This window comes from Micromonospora sp. NPDC051006 (assembly GCF_044456245.1).
Lineage (GTDB): Bacteria > Actinomycetota > Actinomycetes > Mycobacteriales > Micromonosporaceae > Micromonospora.
Genome location: NZ_JBITFP010000022.1, coordinates 98255 through 122073, shown reverse-complemented (window position 1 = coordinate 122073; position 23819 = coordinate 98255). Strand labels below are relative to the sequence as shown.

Annotated in this window: 19 protein-coding genes; 8 read left to right on the top strand and 11 right to left on the bottom strand. The window is 72.7% G+C overall.

Features of this window, described 5'->3' with window-relative positions:
* Nucleotides 1-98: 98 nt before the first annotated feature.
* Nucleotides 99-980 carry a helix-turn-helix domain-containing protein gene (locus tag ACIBBA_RS26705; protein WP_396700685.1) on the bottom strand — a complete coding sequence of 294 codons (882 nt, stop codon included), beginning with the start codon at nucleotides 978-980 and terminating at the stop codon, nucleotides 99-101.
* 144 nt (nucleotides 981-1124) lie between these two features.
* Nucleotides 1125-1364, bottom strand: a complete 240-nt coding sequence (locus tag ACIBBA_RS26700) for a DUF397 domain-containing protein (RefSeq protein WP_350874693.1) — start codon at nucleotides 1362-1364, stop codon at nucleotides 1125-1127.
* A gap of 260 nt (nucleotides 1365-1624) precedes the next feature.
* On the opposite strand from ACIBBA_RS26700, the gene ACIBBA_RS26695 reads away from it, so the two are divergent.
* Both ACIBBA_RS26695 and ACIBBA_RS26690 read left to right on the top strand, forming a co-directional pair.
* Nucleotides 1625-2272, top strand: a complete 648-nt coding sequence (locus ACIBBA_RS26695) for a GGDEF domain-containing protein (RefSeq protein ID WP_396700677.1) — start codon at nucleotides 1625-1627, stop codon at nucleotides 2270-2272.
* Between the two features lie 1070 nt (nucleotides 2273-3342).
* Nucleotides 3343-6597 carry a glycosyltransferase gene (locus tag ACIBBA_RS26690; protein WP_396700676.1) on the top strand — a complete coding sequence of 1085 codons (3255 nt, stop codon included), beginning with the start codon at nucleotides 3343-3345 and terminating at the stop codon, nucleotides 6595-6597.
* A gap of 79 nt (nucleotides 6598-6676) precedes the next feature.
* Here ACIBBA_RS26690 and ACIBBA_RS26685 read toward each other — a convergent pair whose 3' ends face one another.
* From ACIBBA_RS26685 to ACIBBA_RS26675, 3 genes are all read right to left on the bottom strand, one after another.
* On the bottom strand, nucleotides 6677-6946 hold the full coding sequence (locus ACIBBA_RS26685; protein ID WP_396700675.1) for a hypothetical protein: 270 nt from the start codon (nucleotides 6944-6946) through the stop codon (nucleotides 6677-6679).
* A gap of 190 nt (nucleotides 6947-7136) precedes the next feature.
* Complete coding sequence (locus tag ACIBBA_RS26680; protein ID WP_396700674.1) at nucleotides 7137-7610, bottom strand: SRPBCC family protein; 474 nt, start codon at nucleotides 7608-7610, stop codon at nucleotides 7137-7139.
* A complete protein-coding gene (locus tag ACIBBA_RS26675; protein WP_396700673.1) occupies nucleotides 7594-7938 on the bottom strand; it encodes an ArsR/SmtB family transcription factor in 345 nt (114 codons plus the stop codon). The genes ACIBBA_RS26680 and ACIBBA_RS26675 overlap by 17 nt, the downstream gene beginning before the upstream one ends.
* A gap of 153 nt (nucleotides 7939-8091) precedes the next feature.
* Between ACIBBA_RS26675 and ACIBBA_RS26670 the strand changes: the two genes are divergently transcribed.
* Entirely contained in the window at nucleotides 8092-8742 is a 651-nt protein-coding gene (locus tag ACIBBA_RS26670) for a flavodoxin family protein (protein WP_396700672.1), read from the top strand.
* 70 nt (nucleotides 8743-8812) lie between these two features.
* On the opposite strand, the gene ACIBBA_RS26665 is transcribed toward ACIBBA_RS26670, so the two are convergent.
* Nucleotides 8813-9295 (bottom strand): type II toxin-antitoxin system PemK/MazF family toxin, encoded by a 483-nt coding sequence (locus ACIBBA_RS26665; protein ID WP_350874687.1) that lies wholly within the window; start codon nucleotides 9293-9295, stop codon nucleotides 8813-8815.
* A 135-nt stretch (nucleotides 9296-9430) separates the two neighbouring features.
* On the opposite strand from ACIBBA_RS26665, the gene ACIBBA_RS26660 reads away from it, so the two are divergent.
* The 4 genes from ACIBBA_RS26660 to ACIBBA_RS26645 all read left to right on the top strand — a co-directional run bounded on the left by ACIBBA_RS26660 (nucleotide 9431) and on the right by ACIBBA_RS26645 (nucleotide 11873).
* Nucleotides 9431-9868, top strand: coding sequence for an OsmC family protein (locus ACIBBA_RS26660; RefSeq protein WP_350874686.1), 438 nt, complete (start codon nucleotides 9431-9433; stop codon nucleotides 9866-9868).
* A 57-nt stretch (nucleotides 9869-9925) separates the two neighbouring features.
* Nucleotides 9926-10525: a DUF4291 domain-containing protein gene (locus tag ACIBBA_RS26655; protein ID WP_396700671.1), complete on the top strand. Its 600-nt coding sequence runs from the start codon at nucleotides 9926-9928 to the stop codon at nucleotides 10523-10525.
* Nucleotides 10526-10599: 74 nt separating this feature from the next.
* Entirely contained in the window at nucleotides 10600-11352 is a 753-nt protein-coding gene (locus ACIBBA_RS26650) for a DUF6928 family protein (protein WP_396700669.1), read from the top strand.
* Nucleotides 11352-11873 (top strand): NUDIX hydrolase, encoded by a 522-nt coding sequence (locus tag ACIBBA_RS26645; RefSeq protein WP_396700668.1) that lies wholly within the window; start codon nucleotides 11352-11354, stop codon nucleotides 11871-11873. The genes ACIBBA_RS26650 and ACIBBA_RS26645 overlap by 1 nt, the downstream gene beginning before the upstream one ends.
* 197 nt (nucleotides 11874-12070) lie before the next feature.
* On the opposite strand, the gene ACIBBA_RS26640 is transcribed toward ACIBBA_RS26645, so the two are convergent.
* A complete protein-coding gene (locus tag ACIBBA_RS26640) occupies nucleotides 12071-12568 on the bottom strand; it encodes an N-acetyltransferase (RefSeq protein ID WP_396700667.1) in 498 nt (165 codons plus the stop codon).
* Between the two features lie 170 nt (nucleotides 12569-12738).
* Between ACIBBA_RS26640 and ACIBBA_RS26635 the strand changes: the two genes are divergently transcribed.
* Complete coding sequence (locus tag ACIBBA_RS26635; RefSeq protein WP_396700666.1) at nucleotides 12739-13989, top strand: hypothetical protein; 1251 nt, start codon at nucleotides 12739-12741, stop codon at nucleotides 13987-13989.
* Nucleotides 13990-14025: 36 nt separating this feature from the next.
* Here the strand turns inward: ACIBBA_RS26635 and ACIBBA_RS26630 are convergent, their stop codons facing one another.
* The 4 genes from ACIBBA_RS26630 to ACIBBA_RS26615 are packed head-to-tail and all read right to left on the bottom strand — an operon-like array spanning nucleotide 14026 to nucleotide 23811.
* A complete protein-coding gene (locus ACIBBA_RS26630; RefSeq protein ID WP_396700665.1) occupies nucleotides 14026-19548 on the bottom strand; it encodes an amino acid adenylation domain-containing protein in 5523 nt (1840 codons plus the stop codon).
* Complete coding sequence (locus ACIBBA_RS26625; RefSeq protein WP_396700664.1) at nucleotides 19548-22673, bottom strand: amino acid adenylation domain-containing protein; 3126 nt, start codon at nucleotides 22671-22673, stop codon at nucleotides 19548-19550. Before ACIBBA_RS26625 ends, ACIBBA_RS26630 begins: the two co-directional genes overlap by 1 nt.
* A complete protein-coding gene (locus ACIBBA_RS26620) occupies nucleotides 22670-22858 on the bottom strand; it encodes an MbtH family protein (protein ID WP_396700663.1) in 189 nt (62 codons plus the stop codon). Before ACIBBA_RS26620 ends, ACIBBA_RS26625 begins: the two co-directional genes overlap by 4 nt.
* Nucleotides 22858-23811 (bottom strand): TauD/TfdA family dioxygenase, encoded by a 954-nt coding sequence (locus ACIBBA_RS26615; RefSeq protein ID WP_396700662.1) that lies wholly within the window; start codon nucleotides 23809-23811, stop codon nucleotides 22858-22860. The genes ACIBBA_RS26620 and ACIBBA_RS26615 overlap by 1 nt, the downstream gene beginning before the upstream one ends.
* Between the last annotated feature and the right edge of the window lie 8 nt (nucleotides 23812-23819).

Genomic DNA, 23819 nt, shown 5'->3' with positions numbered 1-23819 from the left:
CGGAAACGTCGACGTCGGTCAACACCGAAAAAGCCGGCCCGTGGTCGACACGGGCCGGCACCGTACGCGCGGCGAGGCTGGTTGTGCGGGATGCGCGCTCAGGCGGGGTAAAGCTCGTCCCGCAGGCGCTCGAGCAGCTCGGGGGTCCGCTCGGGCGGCTCGGCCTCGACGCAGAGCCGCTCCATGGCCAACGCGTAATAGTCCAGGTCGTCCCGCTTGTCGAGGTAGAGCGCGCTGGTCAACTGTTCGATGTAGACGATGTCGGGCAGGTCCTGGTCACTGAAGCGCAGGATGGTGAAGGCGCCCCCGGCGGCGGCGTGCCCGCCGGCGGTGAACGGGATGATCTGGAGTCGGATGTGCGGCGAGCGGGTCGCCTCGATCAGCGCGGTCAACTGCTCACGCATCACCGCAACGCCGCCGATCGGCCGACGCAGCGCCGCCTCGTCCAGCACGGCCCAGAGCTGTGGCGGCTCGGCCCGCCGGAGCAGCTCCTGGCGCCGGATCCGCAGGTCGACCCGCCGGTCGATCTCGCCGGGGGTGGCCGCGCCGTGCCCGAGCAGCACCACCGCCCGAGCGTACCCGGGGGTCTGCAGCAGGCCGGGAACGAACTGCACCTCGTAGCTGCGAATGAGCGCGGCGGCGGCCTCCAGCCCCAGGTAGGACTGGAACCAGGTGGGCAGCACGTCGCCGTAGCGGTGCCACCAGCCGGGGCTGTTCGCGTCGCGGGCGAGCTTGAGCAGCAGCTCGCGCTCCTCGGCGTCGGTGACGCCGTAGAGGGTGAGCAGATCGGCGACGTCGCGCTCCTTGAAGCCGACCCGGCCCAGCTCCATCCGACTGATCTTCGACTCGGAGGCGCGGATCTCCCAGCCGGCACCCTCCCGGGTGACCCCGGTGGACTCCCGCAGTCGGCGAAGCTGGGAGCCGAGCAGCATGCGCAGCACGGTCGGCCCGGTTGTCGGGCCGCCGTCGGCGGGAACCATCGTCACGTGCCGACCTCCGCGTACGGCCGGGCACCCGGCCCGGCCGACGTGTAAGCATGCCATGGACCGACAGTGAGGGATACTCCCGCGAACCCGCGGGTCGCGGCGGTCGGACGGGCCCCCGTCGGGAACGGGGGCGACCGGTCAGGCGATCAGATGGTCGAAGTCGCCGTCACGGGCACCGAGCACGAAGGCGGCGATCTCGTCGACCGTGTAGATCAGCGCCGGCCCCTCCGGGTGCCGCGAGTTGCGCATCGCGATGCCGGCCCCGCCGGGCAGCTCGGCCAGCTCGACGCAGTTTCCGCTCGGGTTGCTCCGACGGCTCTTCTGCCAGTTCACCGGCGGAAGCTGGGTTGCGGGTACGCCGTTCGGCGGTTGCTGCATGTGGAGCGTCCTCTTTGGTCAGAAGTCGGCCGATGCCGCGGGAGGAGCGGTGGCGGCGCGGAGGAACTGTCGATATCGGACCGTGCTGCACGTGCATCTGCTATTGCATCTGCATCGGACGGCGAGCATGATAACGCACGTGATCGGTACGCATCCGTTCACAATGAGTTACCTGACCTGGGCCACCACCAGGGAAAACGTGGACCTGTCCCGGTATGTCGGCCGCGGCGGGAGGCAGGCGGTCGCGGATGGGAGGGCCTGTGCCGGATCCGGTGAGTGTCGCGTCCGGCATCTGCGCCGCCGGGGCCCTGCTCTCCACCTGGCAACTACGCCGTCGCGCGTTGCGGGCCGAGGCGGAGATGGAGCATCTCCAGGCCGAGCTGGCCGCGGAACGGCACGCCGCCAGCCACGACCCGCTCACCGGGCTGCCCAACCGCCGCGCCTTCTACCGACTGGCAGCGACCCTGCTCACCGACGCGGCCGGCCGGCCACTGATCGCCGTGGTGCTCGACCTCGACGACTTCAAGCAGGTCAACGACCGCTACGGGCACGCCGCGGGCGATCAGGTGCTGATCAGCGTGGCCGAGCGTCTGGCCGCGTTCGCCGGCGACAACCTGGTGGCTCGGCTCGGCGGCGACGAGTTCGCCGGCCTGCTGACCACCCCGACCGTGGACCGGCGCTGGATCGAGCACGCCACCGGGCGGCTCTGCGAGATGCTCGCCGCCCCGATCCCGCTCGGCGGGCTCAGCATCCGGGTGACCGCCTCGGTCGGGCTCGCGCCGGTCACCGGCCCGACCCAGCTCACCGAGGCGCTGCACCGCGCCGATGCCGCGATGTACCGGGCGAAGAGTCTGAGCGGCAGCCGCCCGGCCCGCCAGCTCGTGGAAACCGCTCACCTGGCCGAGTGACCTCCTCGGTCGCCGGCAGACCCGCCCGGACGACCGCAGCGACGCGAACACCGCGCGAATCCCGTTCGCCATGAGGCCCCGGTGGCGCACCCCTCCGCACGTGACCCCTGGGAGGATCGTGCCCTGTCGGGCATAACAGGTAGTGAATGCGAGCTGTATGCCCGTTGCTACCGGACCCTGACGTTCATCCGGTTTTTCTGATTCCGCGCTCTATGTCGCCCAGATTCAGGGTTCATCCGGTTGTTCCGTTAACGTGCTTGTTGCCGCCTCTCATCCGTCGTTCATCCGGTTGTTCGGATAGCGAAATCAGGCGACGGCCGAGGGTTGACAAAGTGGACATAAGGTTCCTATCGCCCTCCTAGCCTCGTCCGGGTGGTCGCACATATTCAGGATGGCGGGTCGCCCTCCGTACCCGACGAGGCTCCCGCTGCCTCCGCCGTCTCCGTCCCGGTCTTCGTCGATGCCACCGGGCGACGACGGCGCCTGGTACACCGATGCGCGGCACTCCTGGCGACCGCTGCTCTCGTGTACGTCCCGCTCGTCGCGGTGGCCGTCCTGGTCGGACCGATGGTCCCGGCCTCCGGTCCACCGCCCGCTGACGGCGAAGCCCGGATGGTGACGGGCGACCAACCCCCCGCACCGGGAGAGGCCGACATGCTGGCGCCACCTGTCGCGCCGGTCGGCAACGAGCCCGTGGAGGAGCCCTTCCCGCCCCCGATCGGGACCGTCCCGGCCTGGCCACCCACCGGCGAGGCCCCGTCCGGACCGGACGATCCACCGGAGCCCGATCCGGCGCGCGGCGGGCCGATCCCGAACCCGGCCCCGTCGACTCCGCCACCCGGCGGTCGGACCCCCACGCCGACGCCGTCGACCGCACGGCCCACCACGACGGCGACGCCGCCGCCCGCCCCCACACCGACGCCAACGCCGTCCGAGCGGACACCGGACCCCACCGACGATGCCGGATCCATCTGGAGGTACCTGGTCTGATGACCTCGTCAACGACGCGCCCAGCGCCCCCACCGGTCCCCCAGCGCGGCCGGAGCCGGTTCCGGCCGCGTACGAGCTGGGTGATCTACGGTGCGTTGATCTGCGTCCTGCTCAGCGTGCTGCTGGTCGAGGCGTACGCGAACTCCGAGTTCACCCCCGACCACGTCCGGGAGACGGGCGACCAGGCCGGGGTACCCGCCGAGATCCGGTCGGGGGGACCGGTGATCGACACGACCGGCGCACAGCCGACGTCCTACCGGATGCCACCGCGAACCATCGCCCTCACCTTCGACGACGGGCCCGATCCGGTGTGGACACCTCGGGTGCTGGACGTGCTGCACCGATACGGGGCCCGGGCCACCTTCTTCACCGTCGGCAGCCAGGTGGCCCGCCACCCCCACCTCACCGGGCGCATCGCGGCGGAGGGACACGAACTGGGCGTGCACACCTTCAGCCACCCGGACGCGACGGTGCTGCCAGGTTGGCAACGGCGGCTCGAGTACACCCAGACCCAGAAGGCCATCATGAACACCGCCGGCGTCAGGACCAACCTGCTGCGCTTTCCCTACTCGTCGACCGCCGACGCGATCGACGACGGGGCCTGGTCGGTGATCCAGGAGGCCGGCCGCCTCGGCTACCTGACAGCGGTGAACGACACCGACAGTCAGGACTGGGCCCGGCCCGGTGTGGACGCCATCGTACGCAACATGACACCACCGGACGGCCAGGGCGCCGTGGTGCTGCTGCACGACGCGGGTGGCGACCGAGCCCAGACGGTCGCCGCCCTGAAGCGGTTCATCCCGGCCATGGCAGCACGCGGGTACGAGTTCACCACCGTCAGCGACGGGGTCAACCGGGGTCGGGTAGAGGCCGATGACGACGCGATCCAGGCGGTCCCCGGGAACCAGCCCGTGCCGAAGCTCGAACGCTGGCGCGCGGGCTCGGTCGTCCTGGCGGTGCGGATCGCCGATCTGTTCGTCACCGGGCTCGGGGTGCTGTTCGTGGTGGTCGGCCTGCTGATGCTGGCCCGGACGCTGCTGCTGCTCGTCCTCGCGCCCCGGCTCGCCTGGCGCCGCCGCCGTTGGTACTGGGGCCCGCCGCTGGACCAACCCGTGTCAATCATCGTGCCGGCCTACAACGAACAGGCGGGAATCGTCGCCAGCGTGCGATCACTGGCCAACGGGGACCATCGCGGGATCGAGGTCATCGTCGTGGACGACGGCTCGACCGACGGAACCGCCGACCTGGTGGAGGCGATGGGGCTGCGCAACGTCCGGGTGATCCGCAAGCCCAACGGCGGCAAGTCGAGCGCCCTCAACACCGGCATCGCCCACGCCAGCCACGAGATCATCGTGATGGTCGACGGGGACACCGTGTTCGAGCGGGATTCGGTACGCCGGCTGGTGCAGCCCTTCGCGGACCCGTCGGTGGGCGCGGTCGCCGGCAACGTCAAGGTGGCGAACCGGCGGGGTCTGCTCGGACGGTGGCAGCACATCGAGTACGTCATCGGCTTCAACCTGGACCGCAGGCTGTACGAGACGCTCGGCTGCATGCCGACCGTGCCGGGGGCGATCGGCGCGTTCCGCCGTCGGGTGCTGCTCGCCGCGGGTGGGATGAGCAACGACACCCTCGCCGAGGACACCGACATCACCATGGCGATTCTCCGGGCGGGCTGGCGGGTGGTGTACGAGAAGCGGGCCCGGGCCTGGACCGAGGCGCCCGCCTCGCTGACCCAGCTGTGGCGCCAGCGGTACCGGTGGAGCTACGGCACCATGCAGGCGATGTGGAAGCACCGCCGTGCGGTGTTCGACCGCGGCCCGTCCGGCCGGTTCGGCCGGTTCGGCCTGCCGATGCTCGCGCTGTTCGGAGTGGCGCTTCCCCTGCTCGGGCCGGTCCTGGACCTGATGGCGCTCTACGGACTGTTCTTCCTCGGCACGACCGAGACCGCCGTCGCATGGGCGCTGATGCTGGCCGTGCAGGCAATCACCGCGCTGGTGGCCTTCCGCCTTGACCGGGAGCGGATCGGCCCGCTGCTGGCGCTTCCGTTGCAGCAGTTCGCCTACCGCCAACTGATGTACCTGGTCCTGCTGCGGTCCACGGTGACCGCCCTGACCGGCACCAGGCTGGGCTGGCGGAAGTTGAAGCGAGCCGGTGACCCGGCGGGCGACCGCCCGGCGCGCCCGTCCGGAGAAGCTGCGACGCAAGCGGAGGAGGTTGGTCGGCCACCGGAACCGACTCGGCCCGGAGGCGACCGGGACCGGTGGTTCGACGCGCTGAGGGCGCTGGCCCTGGCCCGGGTGATCACCTACCACATGTTCGGCGCGGCCTGGATGAGCTTCGCCTTCCCCGCCATGGGGGTCATGTTCGCGCTCGGCGGCTCGCTGATGGCACGGTCACTGGACCGTGCGCCCGGGCAGGCCGTGAACAGCCGGCTCCGGCGGCTGCTGCCGGCGCTGTGGGCAATGGGCGCGCTGCTCGTACCGGTGATGATCTGGCACGGCTGGCCCGACCGGCCGTCCTGGCCCGCGCTGTTGACCTGGCTGGTGCCGATCGCCCAGCCGCCGGGCAGCGCCTGGGCGGAGGACGTCACCGGCGTGCTGTGGTACCTGGTCACCTACCTCTGGCTGGTCCTGCTCTCCCCCGCGCTGCTCGGGCTCTACCGCCGCTGGCCGCTGCCGACCCTGCTCCTCCCGCTCGCTGCCGTGGTGCTGCTGCAGACGGTGCCGCCGGCGCTCGGCAGCGCCGTCGACTCGGTCGTCACCGACCTGGCGACCTTCGGGGCCTGCTGGGTCGTCGGCTTCGCGCACCGCGACGGATGGCTGCGCCGGGTCCCGCTGGCGGCGCTGATCGCCATGGCGGCCCTGTGCCTGGGGATCGGAGTCGGGTGGACCCTGACCCACGCCGAGGACGGATTCGACCTGAACGACATTCCGCTGGCCCAGGCGTTCTACTCGCTCGGTTTCGTGCTGCTGCTACTGCGCGTGTCACCGCCGATGACCTGGCTGGCCCGGGTCCGACCGCTGGACCGGCTGGTCAGCGCCCTCAACGGCCGCGCCCTGACGATCTATCTGTGGCACAACGCGGCCATCGCCGTCTGCTTCGTCGTCGGCGACCTGGTCGACGCCTGGCGGATCGGGCAGGTCGGGTACCTGACGGTGGCACTGGCGCTGCTCTTCGCCGTCGTGCTGGCGCTCGGCTGGATCGAGGATCTCAGTGCCCGGCGCAGACCCCGGCTGGCGCCTTGGCCGGCCGCCATTCCCGCGAAACCGAACCAGACCCGGCAGCCGTCCGTCTCCCCGGCGGCGCCCAGGGTCCGGGTGCGAGCCCGGACCTGACCGTACTGCCTGCGAGAAAGGAGGCGCCAACTGCGGGACGGGCTCCACCGGCCGATCGGACGGAGCCCGTCCCGCCACTTCAGAAGCGTCGCGACTGCCGGGGCAGCCACCCGGTGAAGCGGTGCTGCAGCGCCAGCACCGGCGTGCCCCGCAGGTCCTCGGACGCGGCGGCGAGGCAGGAGGCCAGATAGACGCAGAGCGTGGCCGGCTTCCCCTGGTACTCCTCCAGCAGCCGGCTGCGCCTTGTGGGGCAGGGCCACTCCGCCCCGCAGGTGGCACAGTTCCAGGCCGGCGTCACCGGCAGGTGGTCGTCGGGAGGAGCCTGGTCCCGTGGCGCGTGAGCGGTCATCGCGGCATTCCTCTCCTCCAGGACGACGACGTGGCCGCCGACCTTCTGTGGGCGGAAAACCGGTGCAGCTCCCCAGTGGCACCTCGTGAGCGTCTTCGGTCCCTCCGGTGTTACATCCGGCGGCACGTCGACCGGATCGTACGGCCGGCGGCGGCGGGGACGCCGCATTGGGCGTCCCCCCGCCGAGTCCTCAGAGCAGTGTGGCCAGGTGCCGGTCGAGCGCGGCGTACGACTCGGCCGCCCCCTGGCTCATGCCGGAGTCGAGCATGCCGTCGCGCTCCCCAGTGGTGTCGAAGCGGGTGGTGCCGGTGACCACGGTGCGGCCGTCCTGTTCGGCGAAGACCAGCGTCTCCACCGCGACGTGCCCCGGCATGCCCTCGAACTCGAAGGTCTGCACGATGCGCTCCGGCACGACGATCTCGCGGAACTCGCCGCGGAAGGCGTAGTCGTTGCCGTCCTGCGCGTGCTCCACGAAGCGGTAGCGCCCGCCCTCCCGGAAGTCGATCTCGACGTCGAGCGGGTTGCCCCGCCCCCACCACCGCTTGAGGTGCTCGGCCTGTGTGTGCGCGGCGAACACCAGGTCACGCGGCGCGTCGAAGCTACGGGTGAGGCTGATCTCGTGGTCGGACGGCAGCTCCACCACGACGTCACCGAGCTGGCTCATCGTTCTCCTCCTTCAGGTCACGCAGATATGCGTCCAAGGTGTCGTAACGGTCGTCCCAGAGCCGGCGGTACTGGTCGACCCATTCGGCGAGGGTGCGCAGCGGGGCCGGGTCCAGCCGGCACCGCCGCCACTGCGCCTCCCGGGTGCGCACGATCAGGCCCGCCCGCTCCAGCACGTTGAGGTGCTTGGAGATGGCCTGGACGCTCACCGGGAACGGCGCCGCCAACTCGTTGACCGTCGCCTCGCCGACGGCCAGCCGGGCCAGGATCGCCCGGCGGGTCGGATCGGCGAGGGCGGCGAAGACGAGGCTGACCGGATCTGCTGTCATCACTCGCTCTCAACCACTTGGTTTATCAACCGATGAGTTGAACATACTCTTGGCGGCGGCGTTGTCAACCGATTCCGCTGATCCCGAGGTGTTTCCCGGTATCCGGCGGGGAACAGGAGGTGCACCCGCGTCGCCGGCCGAGAGGAATCAAACGTGGCGAGCATCCGGGCGCTGATCCTCAACTGCACCCTCAAGCGGTCCCCCGCCCCGTCGAGCTCCGAGGTGCTCGGGCGCGAGGTGCTCGACGCCCTCGGTGAGCAGGGCGTCGAGGGCGAGCTGATCCGGGTCGTCGACCACGACGTGCGGTTCGGGGTCTCCACCGACGAGGGCGACGGCGACGGGTGGCCGGCCATCCGGGCCAAGCTGCTGCCCGCGCAGATCCTCATCATCGCGACGCCGATCTGGCTCGGCCAGCCCTCGGCGGTCTGCAAGATGGTGCTGGAGCGCCTCGACGCCGAGCTCTCCGAGACCGACGCGCAGGGCCGCCTGCTCACCTACGGGAAGGTGGCCGGGGTCGCGGTCGTCGGCAACGAAGACGGCGCCCACCACACCATCGGCCAGGTGCAGCAGGCGCTGAACGAGGTCGGCTTCACCTGCCCCGCCGCCGGGGCCAGCTACTGGGTGGGCGAGGCGCTGCACACGCTCGACTACATCGATGCCGGACCGAAGCCGGACACCACCGGCCGGACCACCAAGGCGCTGGCGCTGAACTCCGCGCACCTCGCCCGGCTGCTGGCCGACCAGCCCTACCCGCCGCCGGAGGCCAAGTCCGCCGCGGTCAGCCCGAGCCGGAAACCGTCCTGACCGTCGCCACACCGCTTGAGGTGGCCGGGGCTGCCAGAGTCGGCCCTGCCCGGGTCGACCCGAGCAGTGGTCAGCGCCAGCCGTAGCCGGCGCGCAGGGCCCGCCCGATCCGGTCGAAGCGGGCCCGGTCCAGCACCGCGCCCTCGCGGCGGATGCTGTCCTCCCGCATGGTCAGCACCCGGTCCAGCCGGATCCAACTCGGCCGGTTGTCCCGGTCCCAGGAGCCCGGCCCGAGCGCCAACCAGTGCCGCTGGCCGTCGCGCTCGCTCTGACTGGAGAGCATCAACCCGAACAGGGTGCGGCTGTGCCGGCCGACCACCAGCACCGGGCGGTCCTTGCCCTGCCGCGGATCGTCCTCGTACGGCACCCAGGTCCACACGACCTCTCCCGGGTCGGCCTGCCCGTCCAGCTCCGGGGCGTACGTCAGCTCCCGGCGCTGCAGCGCGGCGACCTGGCGCCGGCGCGCGACCTGGGCCGGACCCGGACCCGGGCGGCGCGGGGACGGGACGACCGCGCCGATCCGGGCGGCCACACTCCTCAACAGACCTGCCACGGCGGGCAGCCTATCCCTCCCCCGCCGGTGCCAGCCCCCGGGCCCGGGGTGTCGACCGGCGAGCGCCACGCCCCTCCGGTCGGGCGTGCTTGACTGGACGCCGTCGGTGCCGGCACTCCCCGGAGGCGATCACGGATGACCATCGAGGTACGCACCCGCAGCCTGCCCGGGCAGCCGGCGGCGATCGGCTCGGCCGGCTCGTACACCCTGGTCGTGGACCGGCCGGCGGACGGCGGTGGCGACGGAATCGGGTTCAACGGCGGCCAACTGCTCTACCTGGCGGTCGCCGGCTGCGTCTCCAACGACCTGTTCCGGGAAGCCGCGGCGCTCGGCATCAACCTGCACCGGGTGGAGGTGACCGTGCGCGGCGACTTCACCGGCGACCCGGCGGTGTCCACGGAGGTGACCTACGACGTACGGGTCGAGGGTGACGCGCAGACCGACGAGCTGCGCGAACTGGTCGACCGGGTCGACGCCATCGCCGAGATCCCCAACTCGCTGCGTAGGGGCACGGCGGTCCGGCTGCGGCGGGCTGAGGTGACCGGCACCGACCGGGCCGGCCCCGGTGTCTGACAGGCCTCGCCCGCAATCCGGTGGATCGGGGCAGCGAGATCGCGCATGATCGACTTCGTGACCGTCCCCGTCCACCAGATCCGGGCTCGCTTCGACGCCGACACCATCACGGTCTACCAGGCGTACCCGCCGGAGATCGCCGAGCCGGCGCTGGCGGCCGGGCGCTTCGTCGCGCCGTTTCGACGCGAGCGGATGACGTGGATCAAGCCGTCGTTCCGGTGGATGATGTACCGCTGCGGCTGGGCCACCAAGCCCGGCCAGGAACGGGTACTGGCCGTCGGGATCAGCCGCGCCGGCTTCGAGTGGGCGCTCGCGAACGCCTGCCTGAGCAACTTCGACCGCGACCGGTACGCCGACCGGGCGGCCTGGTCACGGCAGTTACGTTCGAGCCCGGTGCGGGTGCAGTGGGATCCGGAGCGCTCCCTGCGGCTCGCGGCGCTGGCGCACCGGTCGCTCCAGGTCGGGCTCGGCGGCGAGGCGGTCCGCCGGTACGTCGACGAGTGGCTGGTCTCCCTCACCGACGTGACCGCGGTCGCCCGCGCGCTCCGGGAGCGCCTCGACGCCGGCGACCCGGCCGCCGAGGACCTGCTGCCGCCCGAGCGCCCCTACCCGCTGCCGCCCGACGTGGCGGCCGTCATCGGCGCTGACCCGCACTGATGCGACCGGCGACATCGGGCCTCATATGTCGGAGGCGGCCGATACTGTGCGGCCATCGCGACGAAGGGGAGACGATGGGCGCCAAGACCGGTCTGCTGGCTTTCGGTGGCGGCGACCTGCGGGCCGCGATACGGCACGCCGGCCCCGCCGATCTCCCGGCGAGCGAGGCGCTCGTCCGCCGGGTCCACCCGGGCCATGCCGTCGAGCGGACAGCGGACAGCACCCTCTTCGACGGCACCTATCCGCCCACCGATGTCACGTATGCGGCGGTGACCGACCGGGTGAGCGTCGTCTGTGACCAGCGGCTGATGCTCGACCGGCCCAGCCGCCTGCCGGCCCACCTGCTCGCCCTGGCGGGAGGTGGTCGGATGGTCCTGCACGCCATGCACTCGGTGGTGGATTTCTTCGCCTTCGGGGTGTGGGAGGACGGCCGGATCGTCCGGTCGTTGAGCCTCTCCCCCGACTCGGGCGTGCCGGAGGACATCGGCACACCACTACCGTTCGAGGCGCCGTTCTGGGCGGGCAGCCACCCGGTCGAGCCCGTCCCGGGCTGGCCGGACCGGCGCCCATATCCGTTGCCGTTCCATCCGCTGCACCTCGGCGAGGAGGCGTTGCGGGCACTGGTCGGCTTCACTATCGAGGGGCAGCCGGACGAAACGGATGTGGACGCTGACGCGATCGCGACGTACGGCTTCCACGTCACCGATCCGACCGGCCAGGAGCAACGGTCGCGCGAGGCGGCGATGGCCCGGGCGCTAGCCGCCATGGGCCCACCGCGACGGTTCCGCATGGGGCCGGACGGCGGCCTCGTCGAGGTGGAGCAGTGATGATCCCGCCCGACCTGCCGAGGGATCTGCCCGTCATCGAGCGCGGCGCGGTGCGGCTCGTGGTGCTCGATGCCGACGAGCGGGTGCTGCTGTTCCACACCCGCGATCCGGACCATCCGCGGCTGGGCACCTGGTGGGAGCTGCCCGGCGGCGGTCTCGACCCGGGCGAGACGTACCTGGAGGCGGCGGTACGCGAGCTGCGGGAGGAGACCGGGATCGTGATCGCGCCGGCCGAGGTCGGCGCACCGACGTGGCGCCGCCGGGCGAGCTTCGTGCACCGGCAGCTGCGGCACGTCCAGGACGAGGTGATCGTGCTGGTCCGGCTGTCCGGCCCGGGGCCGGACGTGGACGAGGCGCACCGGCTGGACTACGAGCTGGAGGACTACTTCGGCTTCCGCTGGTGGCCGGTGGCCGAGGTGGTGGCCGGTGGCGAGCGGTTCTATCCGGGGCGGCTACCGGAGCTGCTGACCGGTTTCCTCGCCGGCGAGGAGATCGACGAACCCTTCGAACTCTGGTCGTGACCTGCCGACCCGGGAGCTCGCCGCACGCGTGTTGATCCACCCGTGTCGCCGTGATGGCGGCCTCCGCGCGTGCCGGACCCCGCCATCACGGCGACCCGGTGTGGATCAATCCCCGGGCCGACCGAGACCAGGACTTCGCGGCGATCGCGCGGATGCCGCAGCGGCGCGGACGCGATCCAGGCACCGCCCCGGACGTGTCACGAGGTGCGCGGCAGCGCGAGCCAGTCCTGCCAGGTGATCTCGCGGCCCAGATAACGGGGCTGCTGGAAGGGCCAGTCGGCGGCGATCCACTGCGGGACCAGCGCGTCGAGCGCGCGCTCCACCTCGCCGCCGACGAGGTCGTCCACCACCCACCAGGAGACCTCTCCGTCGGAGCCGGTGCGCTCGGGCGGGTCGATGTAGACGCAGCCGAGGATCGCCGTCTCCTCCTCGTCCAGCAGCGCGTAGTTGAACGACTGGTGCGCGGCAATTTCCTTCTCGTGCCGCAGCAGGTCGACGCGGTCCTCTTCGTAGGTCATCGTCTCCTTGGGCCAGGCCCAGGCCGGGCCGAAGATCTCCCACAAGCGCTCTCGGGAGCCCATCACGGCGGGGTAGTCGAGCGCGGTGTCCGCCTCTCGGATCGGCCGCAGGTGGAGCGCGGTGCCGGGCACCGGCACGTGGACGGGGTGGACGAAGTCGTCAGGCAGCCAGCTCACAGGGGCCGAGGCTACAGCGGGTCGGACGACTGCCCACCACTCGACCGGGCTCCGACGATCGCGCGCCGATCGCCTCGGTCCTGTTCCGGAGGTAGCGGCCGCCGACGTGGAACCCGCCGCCGGGGGCGGACAGGGCTGACGCTTGCGCGATCAGCGGGCACAGTGGAGCGGTGACAGTTCCCAACGGGCCCGTGGTCCGATACGCGCAGCGGATGCACGACCTCGTGGACGACGGGCACCACATCGCCTCGCCGCTCGGCGCCTGGCTGCTGCTCGCCCTCGTGGGCCCCGCCGCGACCGGCGACACCCGGGCGGCGCTGGCGGAGGTGCTCGGCGTCGACGTGGACACGGCCGCCGCCACCGCCGAGGCCCTGCTGGCGGCGCCGCATCCCCTGGTGGCCTCGGCGAGCGCCCTCTGGGAGCGGACGCCCCTCGAGCAACTGGACAGCTGGCGGGCCAACCTGCCGGCGAGCACCGAGACCGGGCCGCTGCCCGACCAGCCGACGTTGGACGCGTGGGCCCGGGAGCGCACCGGCGGCCTGATCGGGGGGTTCCCGCTCGTCGTCGACCCGGAAACGCTCCTGATCATGGCCACGGCGCTGGCCACCCGGGTCGCCTGGGAGACGCCGTTCCAGCTCGCGGCCGGTGCCGAGCTCGGCGCGGGCAGCCCCTGGGCGGGCCGGTTGCGCCACGTGCTGCGCTCCCCCTGGCACGGTCACGACTGCTGGATCGCCCCCACCGCCCGGGCCGGGGACGTGGCCGTGCACAGCGCCGCGGCCCGACCGGAGACCGTCGACGGCCGGGAGACCGGGTTGCTGGTCGTCTCGGTCGCCGCCGCGCCGGGCGTGCCCGCCGGCGAGGTGCTCGCCGCCGCGCACGAGGTGGCGACCGGTGCCGTCAGCGCACCGCCCGGCACGGCGACCGCTCGGCGCTCCCTCTTCGACCTGCCGCTCGGCGACACACCGCTCTGGGCGTTGCGGGAGGTGCCCACCCGGGCGTACGGCGGGCGGGAGGAGCGGTTCACCGCCGTGCTGCCCTGCTGGTCGGCGGAGAGCCGACACGACCTGACGGCGGACGGGTTCGGCTTCGGCGTGGCCGCACAGGCCCTCGGCGAACTGATGCGGGCACCGTCGCTGCGCTTCGACGCCGCCCAGACCGCGATGGCCCGCTACGGCCGGTACGGCTTCGAGGCCGCCGCGGTGACCGCGTTCGCCGCGGCGACCGGGCTGCCGCCGGAGGGGGTCGCCCGCATCGCCGAGCTGCGCTTCGGTCACCCGTACGCGGTGGTGGCGGTGGCCACCGACAGTTGCGACGGCCTGCCGGCCGGGCCGTGGCACGGTCTGCCGGTCTACTCGGCCTGGGTGACGGAGCCGACGGAGCTGCCGGAGTCGGACCTGGCCGACCCGCCGTCCGCGTGGTGAGGTGGGGGCCTCCGGGTGACCGGAGGCCCCCGTGCCTCACACGGCGGCGGGCACCTTCTCCGCCTCCCGCTCGGCGGCCCGGGCGGCGAGCCGGCGCTCCCGCTCCTGGGCGCCGATCAGGTCGTCCGGCAGCGAGTCCTCGACCTCAATGTCGAAGCGGCGCAGCAGCCGGATCGCGAAGCCGCCGAGGGTGATCAGCACCAGCGCCGCGCCGAAGCAGACGTACGCGAACCCGATCCCCCGGCCCGGACCGGTGCCGATCACCGCGCCCACCGACCCGGCCAGCGCGCCACCCGGGGCGAGCAGCGGCTCGAAGAGGCTGGTGGCGGCCGGGGCGAGCAGCGCGAAACCGATCGGCAGGGTCGACCAGGAGATGGTCTGGTTCAGGCTGAACACCCGCCCGTGGAAGCGCTGCGGCACCTTGACCTGGACGATGGTGGCGTAGATGGACTGCGCCGTGGTCATCGCCATGGCCAGCCAGAACGCGCCGACGCAGATCACCGCCACCGAGGCGTCCAGGCCGATGACGATGCAGCCGACCGCGGTGCCCAGGTTGCCGATCAGCACCCCGATCATCCGCCGGTGTCGGGGACCGCCCCAGAGCGACATGAGCACACCGCCGGCCACCGCCCCGCACGCCTCGGCGAGCGCCACCTGGGCCACCTGGGTCGCCGAGCCGAAGGAGAGCACCAGCGGCGTGACGAGCACCAGCGCGGGGGCGAGGAAGATGTTGCCCAGCGCGAAGTAGCCGAGCATCAGCCGGAACCCACGGTGCTGCCACGAGTAGCGCAGCCCGTTCGCGATCGCGACCAGCAGCCGCTCTCGCGGTCGCCAGCCGAGCAGGTCCGGGAAGCGGACCAGGGCCAGGGTGAGCACCGCCAGCAGGTAGCTGGCCACGTCGATGAGCAGGATGCCCTTCAGCTCGATGGCGGCGAGCAGACCGGCGGCGAAGACCGGCATCAGCAGCATGGCGAAGCCGTTGGAGAGCTGGGTGATCCCCATGGCGTGGCCCAGGTAGCGCTTGGGCACCAGTTGCGGTACGGCCGACTGGAACGCGATCCGCTGGAACGAGCCGGCGACCTGACTCAACGCCACCAGGGCGTAGATGTGCCAGAGCACCAGGTTGTCGGTCCACAGCAGCGCGGCGAGGACCAGCTGGATCGACCCGGCGGCGGAGCTGGCGATCAGCATGATCCGGCGCCGACTCACCCGGTCGGTGATCGCCCCGGCGACCGGCAGCATCAGCACGCCGCAGATCAGCGCGAGCGCCCAGAGCAGACCCAGGTTGGCCACCGATCCGGTCTGGGTGAACAGCCAGATCGGCAGCGCGAACGCGGTCAGCGCCGAGCCGGTGGTGGAGACGAGCTGCCCGGCGGTGACCGCCACGAACCGGGCCATGCTCGGCTTCACCGTGTCGCGCCCGGACCCGTCGTCCGCGCCGACCCGCAGCGTGTCGTGTACCGCCCAGCCGGCGTCCTCGCCTCGCGCCTCGCGGCTCAGGTCGTCGACGTCGCCGGCGGCCAGGGCCCGGTGGGTACGGGTGACGATCTCGGCCAGCTCGTCTGCGCGGTACTTGAGGAAGAAGTGTCCGGCCTGGTCGAGCACCACCAGCGCCAGCCGGTCGCTGAGGAACTGCCATTCGGTGTAGCGCTCGGTGTGGTAGTCGGTGACCGGGTCCTCGGAGCCGACCACGGAGACGATCGGTGCGCGCAGCTTGGTCGCCCGCCGGTCCAGCAGACCGGTGAAGTACTCCTCTGAGGCGCGGGAGTCGGCCCGCATGTTGCTGATGATCCGGTCCGCCTGCTCCGGGTCCAGCTCGTCGGTGTCCACGCCCATCGACTTGAGCCAGCTGGCGTAGTGCCGGTTGCTGCGCAGCTTCTCCAGCCGGGTGCGCACCGCGGCGAAGAGCCCCTTGGGGCGGGCGAACGGGAACATCGCCCCGATGTAGAGCACCTCCAGCTCCCGCCCGCCGGCCTCCACCTTGCGGGCCACCTCGGTGACGACGGCGCTGCCCACCCCGCAGTGGCCGTACAGGGCGAGCGGACCCTCCACCCGCTCCAGGATCTCCTCGGCGACCCGGGTGGTCAGCTCGTCGAAGGGCAGCCCGTCCTCGTTGAGCCCGACGTCGTGGCCGGGAATGGCGAGCGACCAGAGCGCGTGCCCGGCCGGCAGCGCGTCCGCGAGGGGCTGGTAGACGATGGCGCTGCCGCCGCCGTACGGCACGCAGACGTACGTCAGCACCCGCTGCGCCGCCGGGATCGGCTTGGTCAGCTCGTAGAGCAGCCGGCGCGGTCCCTGCTCGCCGGCCGAGCCGGACATGAAGGCGGCCAGCTCGCGGATGGTCCGCTGCTGGAACAGGTCCATCACGCCGACCTCGCGGCCGCCGTGCTCCGCCTTGCGGATCTTGGCGACCACCTGGGTGGCGAGCATCGAGTGCCCACCGAGGTCGAAGAAGTCGTCGTCGATGCCGAGCGTCGGCACGCCCAGCACCTCGGACCAGATCCCGGCGAGCAGCCGCTCGGTGTCGTCACGCGGCTCGACCAACGCCACCGAGGCCTCGCGGGTGACCACCGGCGCGGGCAGCGCCCTGCGGTCCAGCTTGCCGTTGGGGCTCAGCGGCAGCGCGTCGAGGGTGACGAAGGCGGCCGGCACCATGTACTCGGGCAGCGTCTCCTTCAGCGCCGCCTTCAGCTCGGCGTGCTCGGCCGTGCCGACCAGGTAGGCGCTCAGCCGCTTGTCGCCCGGGCTGTCCTCACGGACGATCACCGCGGCCTCGGTCACCCCGGGCCGCTCGCGCAGCGCGCTCTCGATCTCGCCCAGCTCGATCCGCAGACCGCGCAGCTTGACCTGGTGGTCGATCCGGCCGAGGAACTCGATGACCCCGCCCGGCTCGGCACCGTCGCCGGCCCCCGGGGCGATCCGCCAGCGGGCCAGGTCGCCGGTGCGGTAGAGCCGGGCGCCCGGTTCGCCGGAGAACCGGTCCGGCACGAACCGCTCGGCGGTCAGCGCCGGCCGGCGGTGGTAGCCACGGGCCAGCCCCACCCCGCCGATGTGCAGCTCACCGGCCACCCCGACTGGGCACTCGTTGCCCGCGGGGTCGAGCACGTGCAGCCGCAGGTTGGCGATGGGCGCGCCGATCGGCACGCTGGCCAGCGCGGCCAGCAGCGCCGGGTCGCACGCCCAGGAGCTGACGTCGATGGCCGCCTCGGTCGGCCCGTACAGGTTGTGCAGTCCGCACCAGGGCAGCCGCGCGGTGAAGTCGGTCGCGGTGGCCAGCGGCAGCTCCTCGCCGGAGCAGATGACCCGACGCAGCGCGGTGGCCGCCTCGACGCCGTCCTCGGCGAGGAAGACGGTCAGCATCGACGGGACGAAGTGGGTGGTGGTCACCGCCTCGGCGACCAGCAGGTCACGCAGGTAGCCGGCGTCCTTGTGCCCGCCGGGCTTCGCCAGCACCAGCCGGGCCCCCACCCGCAGGGGCCAGAAGAACTCCCAGACCGAGACGTCGAAGCTGGCCGGCGTCTTCTGCAACACCGCGTCGTCGGGGCCGAGCCGGTAGGTCTTCTGCATCCAGTCGAGCCGGTTGACGATGCCCCGGTGGGTGTTCGGCACGCCCTTCGGTCGGCCGGTGGAACCGGAGGTGTAGATGACGTACGCCAGGTGCTCCGGGCCCGCCGCCGGGGTCGGGTCGGCGGTCGGCTGGTCGGCCCAGACCTGCTCGTCGTCGAGCGCCAGCACGGTGGCGTCGGTCGCCGGCAGCACGTCGCGCAGGTGCCCCTGGATGAGAACCACCGGCGCGTCCGCGTCGGTGACCATGAACGCCAGCCGGTCCGCCGGGTACTCCGGGTCCAGCGGCAGGTACGCGCCGCCGGCCTTGAGCACGCCGAGCAGGCCGGCGACCAGCTCGACCGAGCGCTCCGCGCAGACCCCGACGAGGGTCTCCGGGCCGACCCCGGCGGCGCGCAGCCGGTGCGCGATCCGGTTCGCGGCGGCGTTCAACTCGGCGTACGTCACCGACCGGCCCTCGAAGCGGAGCGCGACCGCGTCCGGGGTGCGCGCCGCCCGCTCCTCGATCGGCCCGTGCAGGGTTTCGGTGCGCGGGAAGTCCGCGGCGGTGTCGTTCCAGGTTGCCAGCAGCTCCCGCTCGGCCGGGGCGAGCAGGTCGAGCGCGGAGATCGGGGTGTCCGGCGCGGCCACCACCGCGCGGAGCAGCGCGGTGAGCCGCCCGGCCATCCGCTGCACGGTGTCCCGGGTGAACAGGTCGGTGTTGAAGACCAGCTTTCCCCAGAGTCCGTCGAGGGTCTCGACGGCGTGCAGCTCGAAGTCGAACCGGGTGGCGCGCAGCTCCATCGGCGTCCAGTCGAACGTCACGTCGCTGACGCCGGGAACCTCGGCGTACCGGCCCATGTCGTAGTTCTGCAGCACGAACATGGCCTGGAACACCGGCGAGCGGCTGACGTCGCGGGGCAGGCCCAGCTCGTGCACCACCTTGGCGAACGGGACGTCGGCGTGCTCCAGGCCGTCCAGCACGCTGCGCCGGGTCCGCTCCAGCAGCTCGGCGAAGGTCGGGTCGCCGGCCAGCTCGGCGCGCAGCGGCAGCATGTTGATGAACATGCCGACCACGTTCTCCAGCTCCGGCGCGGAGCGGCCGGCGACCGAGGCGCCGACGGCGAAGTCGTCCTGCCCGGCGTGCCGGGCGAGGAAGACCTGATAGGCGGCGAGCAGCGTCATGAAGAGCGTGCCGCCGTACGCGCGGGTGAGGGCGTTCAGCCCGTCCGTGGTCGCCTTGTCGAGGGTGAACTCGACGAAGTCGCCGGAGTAGGTCTGGGTCGCCGGGCGGGGCAGGTCCAGCGGCAGTTCCAGCGGGGTGATCCCGGCCAGCCGCTGCTTCCACCACGCCAGGTGCCCCTGCGCGGCCGGGCCGGCCAGCTCCCGGGCCTCCCAGACGGCGAAGTCGCCGTACTGGACGGGCAGGGCAGGCGGCTCGCCGCCCCGGTAGAGGGTGATCAGGTCGCGCAGCAGCACGTCCACCGACCAGCCGTCGCCGACGATGTGGTGCTTGCCGAGGAAGAGCACGTGCTCCTCGGGCGCCAAACGGATCAGCAGGGCGCGCAGCAGCGGGCCGTGCGCCAGGTCGAACGGCTCGGCCGCGGCGGCGTCCACCAGTTCCTGCGCCGCGACCGGGTCCGGGGCGTCCACGATGGTCAGCGGCACCTCGACGGTCTTCTCGACCACCACGCTCGGCCGGCCGTCGGCGTCCGCCGGGAACCGGGTGCGCAGCGACTCGTGCCGGCGGGTCAGCCCGGCCAGCGCCGCCCGCAGCGCCGGCACGTCCAGCGGGCCGTGCACCCGCAGCGGCACCGCGATGTGGTAGGCCGCCTCGCCCGGAGCGAGCTGGTCCATGAACCAGACCCGCTCCTGGGCGTACGACAGCGGCAACTCGGCGTCCGGCGGACGCGGCGTGATCCGCGCCGTGGCCGCGGCGGGCTGTCGCCGCCGCAGCCGCTGCGCGATGAGGGCCTGCCGGGCGGCGTCCCGGGCCGGGTCCTTCAGGTCGGTCATCAGGGAGTGTCCTTCTCCGCCGCGAGCAGCGCGGCGACCTCGGTTTCGGAGAGCCCGTCGAGCTCGGCGGCGATCCGCTGCTCGATCTGGGCGGCCAGGTCGGCCACTACCGGGCTGGCGAACAGCGCCCTCATCGGCAGGTCCACCTCGACCTCGGCGCGGATCCGGGCCATCGCCCGCATGCCGCGCAGCGAGTTGCCGCCGAGGTCGAAGAAGTCGTCGAGCGCGCCGACCTTGTCCACCTGCAGGATCTCGGCGTAGACCTCGGCGACCAGCACCTCGGCGTCGGTGCGCGGGGCGACGAAGCCGTCGGCGGCGGCGGTGGCCACCGGGGCCGGCAGCGCGGCGGTGTCCAGCTTGCCGTTCGGGGTGAGCGGCAGCGCGTCCAACCGGACGAACGCGGTCGGCACCAGGTGCGTGGGCAGCTCCCGGGCCAGCTCGGCGGCGAGGGTCGCCGGGTCGGCGCTGCCGACCAGGTAGCCGACCAGCTCCGCCTCCCCGGAGTCTGTGCGGACCAGCACCGCTGCCTCCCGCACGTCCGGGCGGGCCAGCAGCACCGACTCGATCTCGCCCAGCTCGATCCGCATGCCGCGGACCTTCACCTGGCTGTCCCGGCGGCCCAGGTACTCCAGCGTGCCGTCGACCCGCCAGCGGGCCACGTCCCCGGTGCGGTACATGCGCTGCCCCGGCGCCCCGTACGGGCAGGGCAGGAAGCGCTCCGCGGTCAGCGCGGGCCGGCGCAGGTAGCCGCGGGCCAGCTGGTCGCCGGCGACGTACAGCTCGCCGGCCACGCCCGCCGGCACCGGGTTGAGCGCCGCGTCGAGCAGGTAGGCCCGGGTGTTCCAGGTGGGACGGCCGATCGGCACCGGGCCGGCGGGCAGCGTCTCCCCCGGCGCGATCCGGGCGGCCACGCAGCCGACGGTCGCCTCGGTCGGCCCGTACTCGTTGACCACCGCGACGTCCTCGTGGCCGGCCCGCCAGCCGGCGAGCTGCTCGCCGGTGAGCGCCTCGCCGCCGATCACCAGGTCCGCGGTGGGCGACAGCTCGGTCGACAGCAGCGGCAGGTGACTCGGGGTGATCTTGAGGAAGGTCGGCGGCCCGCCGGCCGACGCGCCGCCGTCGTCGAAGGCGGCCAGCCGGACGGTGCCGCCGGCGCTCAGCGTGCCGAGCAGGCCGGTGACGGTGAGGTCGAACGAGACCGGCGAGTGCAGCAACGCGGTGCCGGCCAGCCCCGGGTAGGTGTGCCGGGCCCAGGCGAGGTAGGCCGCGAGCGCCCGGTGCTCGACCACCACGCCCTTCGGCCGGCCGGTGGAGCCGGAGGTGTAGAGCACGTAGGCCGGGTGCTCCGGGCGCAGCGGGGCGCGCCGGTCGGCGTCGGTCAGGTCCACCTCGGCCAGGTCCGCGCCGGTGCCCGCGTCGAGCACCAGCGCGCCGGCCGGGACGAGCCCAGCGGTCGCCGTGGTGGCCAGCACCAGCGCCGGCTCGGCGTCCTCGATCAGGTAGGCGATCCGGCCGGCCGGGTAGCCGGTGTCCACCGGGACGTACGCGGCGCCGGCCTTCAGCACCGCCAGGATCGCCACCACCAGCTCCGCCGAGCGGGGCAGCGCCAACGCCACCCGGGTCTCCGGACCGGCCCCGCGCTGGACCAGCAGCCGGGCGAGCCGGTTGGCCCGGGCGTTCAGCTCGGCGTACGACAGCCCGACGCCGTCGTGGACCAGGGCGGTGGCGTCCGGGTCGGCCGCCGCGCGCCGCTGCACCTCGTCGACCACCGTGCCCGCCGGCGCCTGGTGCGCGGTGTCGTTCCAGGTCACCAGCACCCGCTCCCGCTCGGCGTCGTCGAGCAGCCGCAGCGCGGAGACGCGCTGCGCCGGGGCGCCGACGGCGGCGTCGAGCAGCCGGACGTAACGGGCCGCCAGGGTCTCGGCGGTGGCCCGGTCGAAGAGCGCGGTCCGGTAGACCAGCCGGCTGGTCGTGGTGGTGATGTCGAAGGCCAGGTCGTCCTTCGTGGTGCCGAGCGCCACCGGGTCCAGCCCGGAGTCCGGGATGAAGTTCAGCGCGGTCTGGAAGATCGGCTGCACCGACGGGTCGCGCTGCGGGGCGACCGCCTCGACGATCCGCTGGAACGGGGTCTGGCCGTGCTCCATCGCGTCGACCAGACCGGCCCGGACCCGGCCGAGCAGCTCGGCGAAGCTCGGGTCGCCGGAGAGGTCGCAGCGCAGCGCCACCGGGTTGACGAACATGCCGATCAGCGCGGCCAGCTCGGGGGTGTCCCGGCCGGCGGTGGAGACCCCGACCACCACGTCCTCGTCGCCGGAGATCCGCGACAGCAGCGCGGCGAACGCCGCCAGCAACACCATGTACGGGGTGGCGACCGCGTCGGTGGCGAGCTGACCGACCCGGTCGAGCAGGCCCTCGGGCAGCTCGAAGTGCACCTCGTCGCCGGCGAAGCCGAGCTGGGCCGGGCGGGGCCGGTCCAGCGGCAGACCGGTCACCGCGGGCGCCCCGGCCAGGTGGCCGCGCCAGAAGTCGAGCTGCCGGTCCAGTTCCGCGCCGGCGAGCTGCCCGCGCTGCCAGACCGCGAAGTCGGCGTACTGGATGGGCAACTCGGGCAGCTCGGCGGGCGCACCGGTCAGCGCCGCGCGGCTGAACGCGGCCAGGTCGGCGGCGAAGAGCACCGCCGAGTGGCTGTCGAACACCGCGTGGTGCACCACGAACATCAGCGTGAACCGGTCGTCGGCGAGCCGGGCCAGCCGCGCGCGCCACAGCGGCGGGGCGTCCAGCGGGATCGGCGTGCGGGCCAGCTCGGTCAGCGCCGCGTCGAACCGGCGCGTCCGCTCCCCGGCCGGCTGGTCCCGCAGATCCAGCTCGGGCAGCTCGACCGGCCCGGGCGCGCACACCACCTGCACCAGCGTCCCGTCGTCGACGCGCAGGTAGGTACGCAGCGCCTCGTGCCGGGCGACCACCCGCTCGAGCACCTCGGTGGCCTGCTCCCGGGTCGTCCCCACGGGGAAGCTCCACGGGTTGGACACGTTGTAGACCGGCGAGCCGGCGTCGAGCTGGTTGGCGATCCAGACCCGCTCCTGCGCGAAGGAGGCAGGGAAGGTCCACTCCTGTGCGGTGGTCATGATGCCGGCTCCCGTACCGAGCGGGGACGCATGTCGGTCCAGACGGTGTCGATGTGCGCCAGGCACTCCTCGCGGGTGCCGGCGAACCCGGCCTCCTGCCAGCCCGGCGGGAGCTCCCGGTCGGCCGACCAGATCGAGTACTGCTCCTCGTCGTTGCGGACGACCAGGAATCGGGATTCGGCCATTACTTCGCTCCGTTGCTCTCGGGGGTGTGCGGCTCGGCCATCGCGACGGCGATCTTCCGGGCGCCGGTGAACGGCTCCCGGCCGTGCGCGGCGGTCATGTTGTCCACCACCAGCACGTCGTCGCGCTGGTAGTCGAAGCGGACGCTCGCGGCCCGGTACGCGGCCCGCAGGTGCTCCATCACGTCGGCGGGGATCTCCGCGCCGTCGCCGTAGTAGGTGTTCGAGGGCAGCCCGTCGGCGCCGAACATCGCCAGCAGCCCCTCCTGGTAGTCCTTCGGCAGGGTGCTCAGGTGGAAGAAGGTGGCGTGGTTGAACCAGCGCGGGACGTCCGAGCCGGGGCGGTGGTGCACCACGTCGCGCACCGCCCGGGTACGCAGCCCGTCGGCGCCGCGCCACTCCAGCTCGATCCGGTTCGCCGCCGCGTACGCCTCGACCTCGGCCCGGTCGTCGGTGTTGAACACGTGCTGCCACGGGGTGCCGAAGTCGGCGTGGAAGTTGCGCACCAGCATCCAGCGGCGCCGGATGAACTCCTCCCGCACCGCCGGGTCGATCTCCTGGTAGACCCGACGCACGTCGGCCAGCGGCGTCGCGCCGAGCGTCTCCGGCGCGGTGATGCAGTAGAAGAAGAGCGTCAACGGCCAGCGGGCCTGGTACGAGTTCTCGTTGTGCAGGAAGATCTCCTCGTCCGGCGGGTAGTCGGTCGAGGTGTAGACCCGGCCCTTGATGGCGTGCCGGGGCGAGGAGCGCTCGGTGTAGGTCAGCGGCTCACCGGAGAGGGCGCGGACCACCCGGTCGAAGCCGTCCACCCCGCCCACGTCGAAGCCGCGGAACAGCAGCCCGCCGTGCTCGGTCAGGGTGGCGCGCAGCTCCGAGCGCCGGTCGGTGATGAGGTCGGTGAGTTCGCGGCCGTCGTTCTCGACGACCACCGGCAGCGTGGCGATCGTGTCGCTCATTGCTCTCT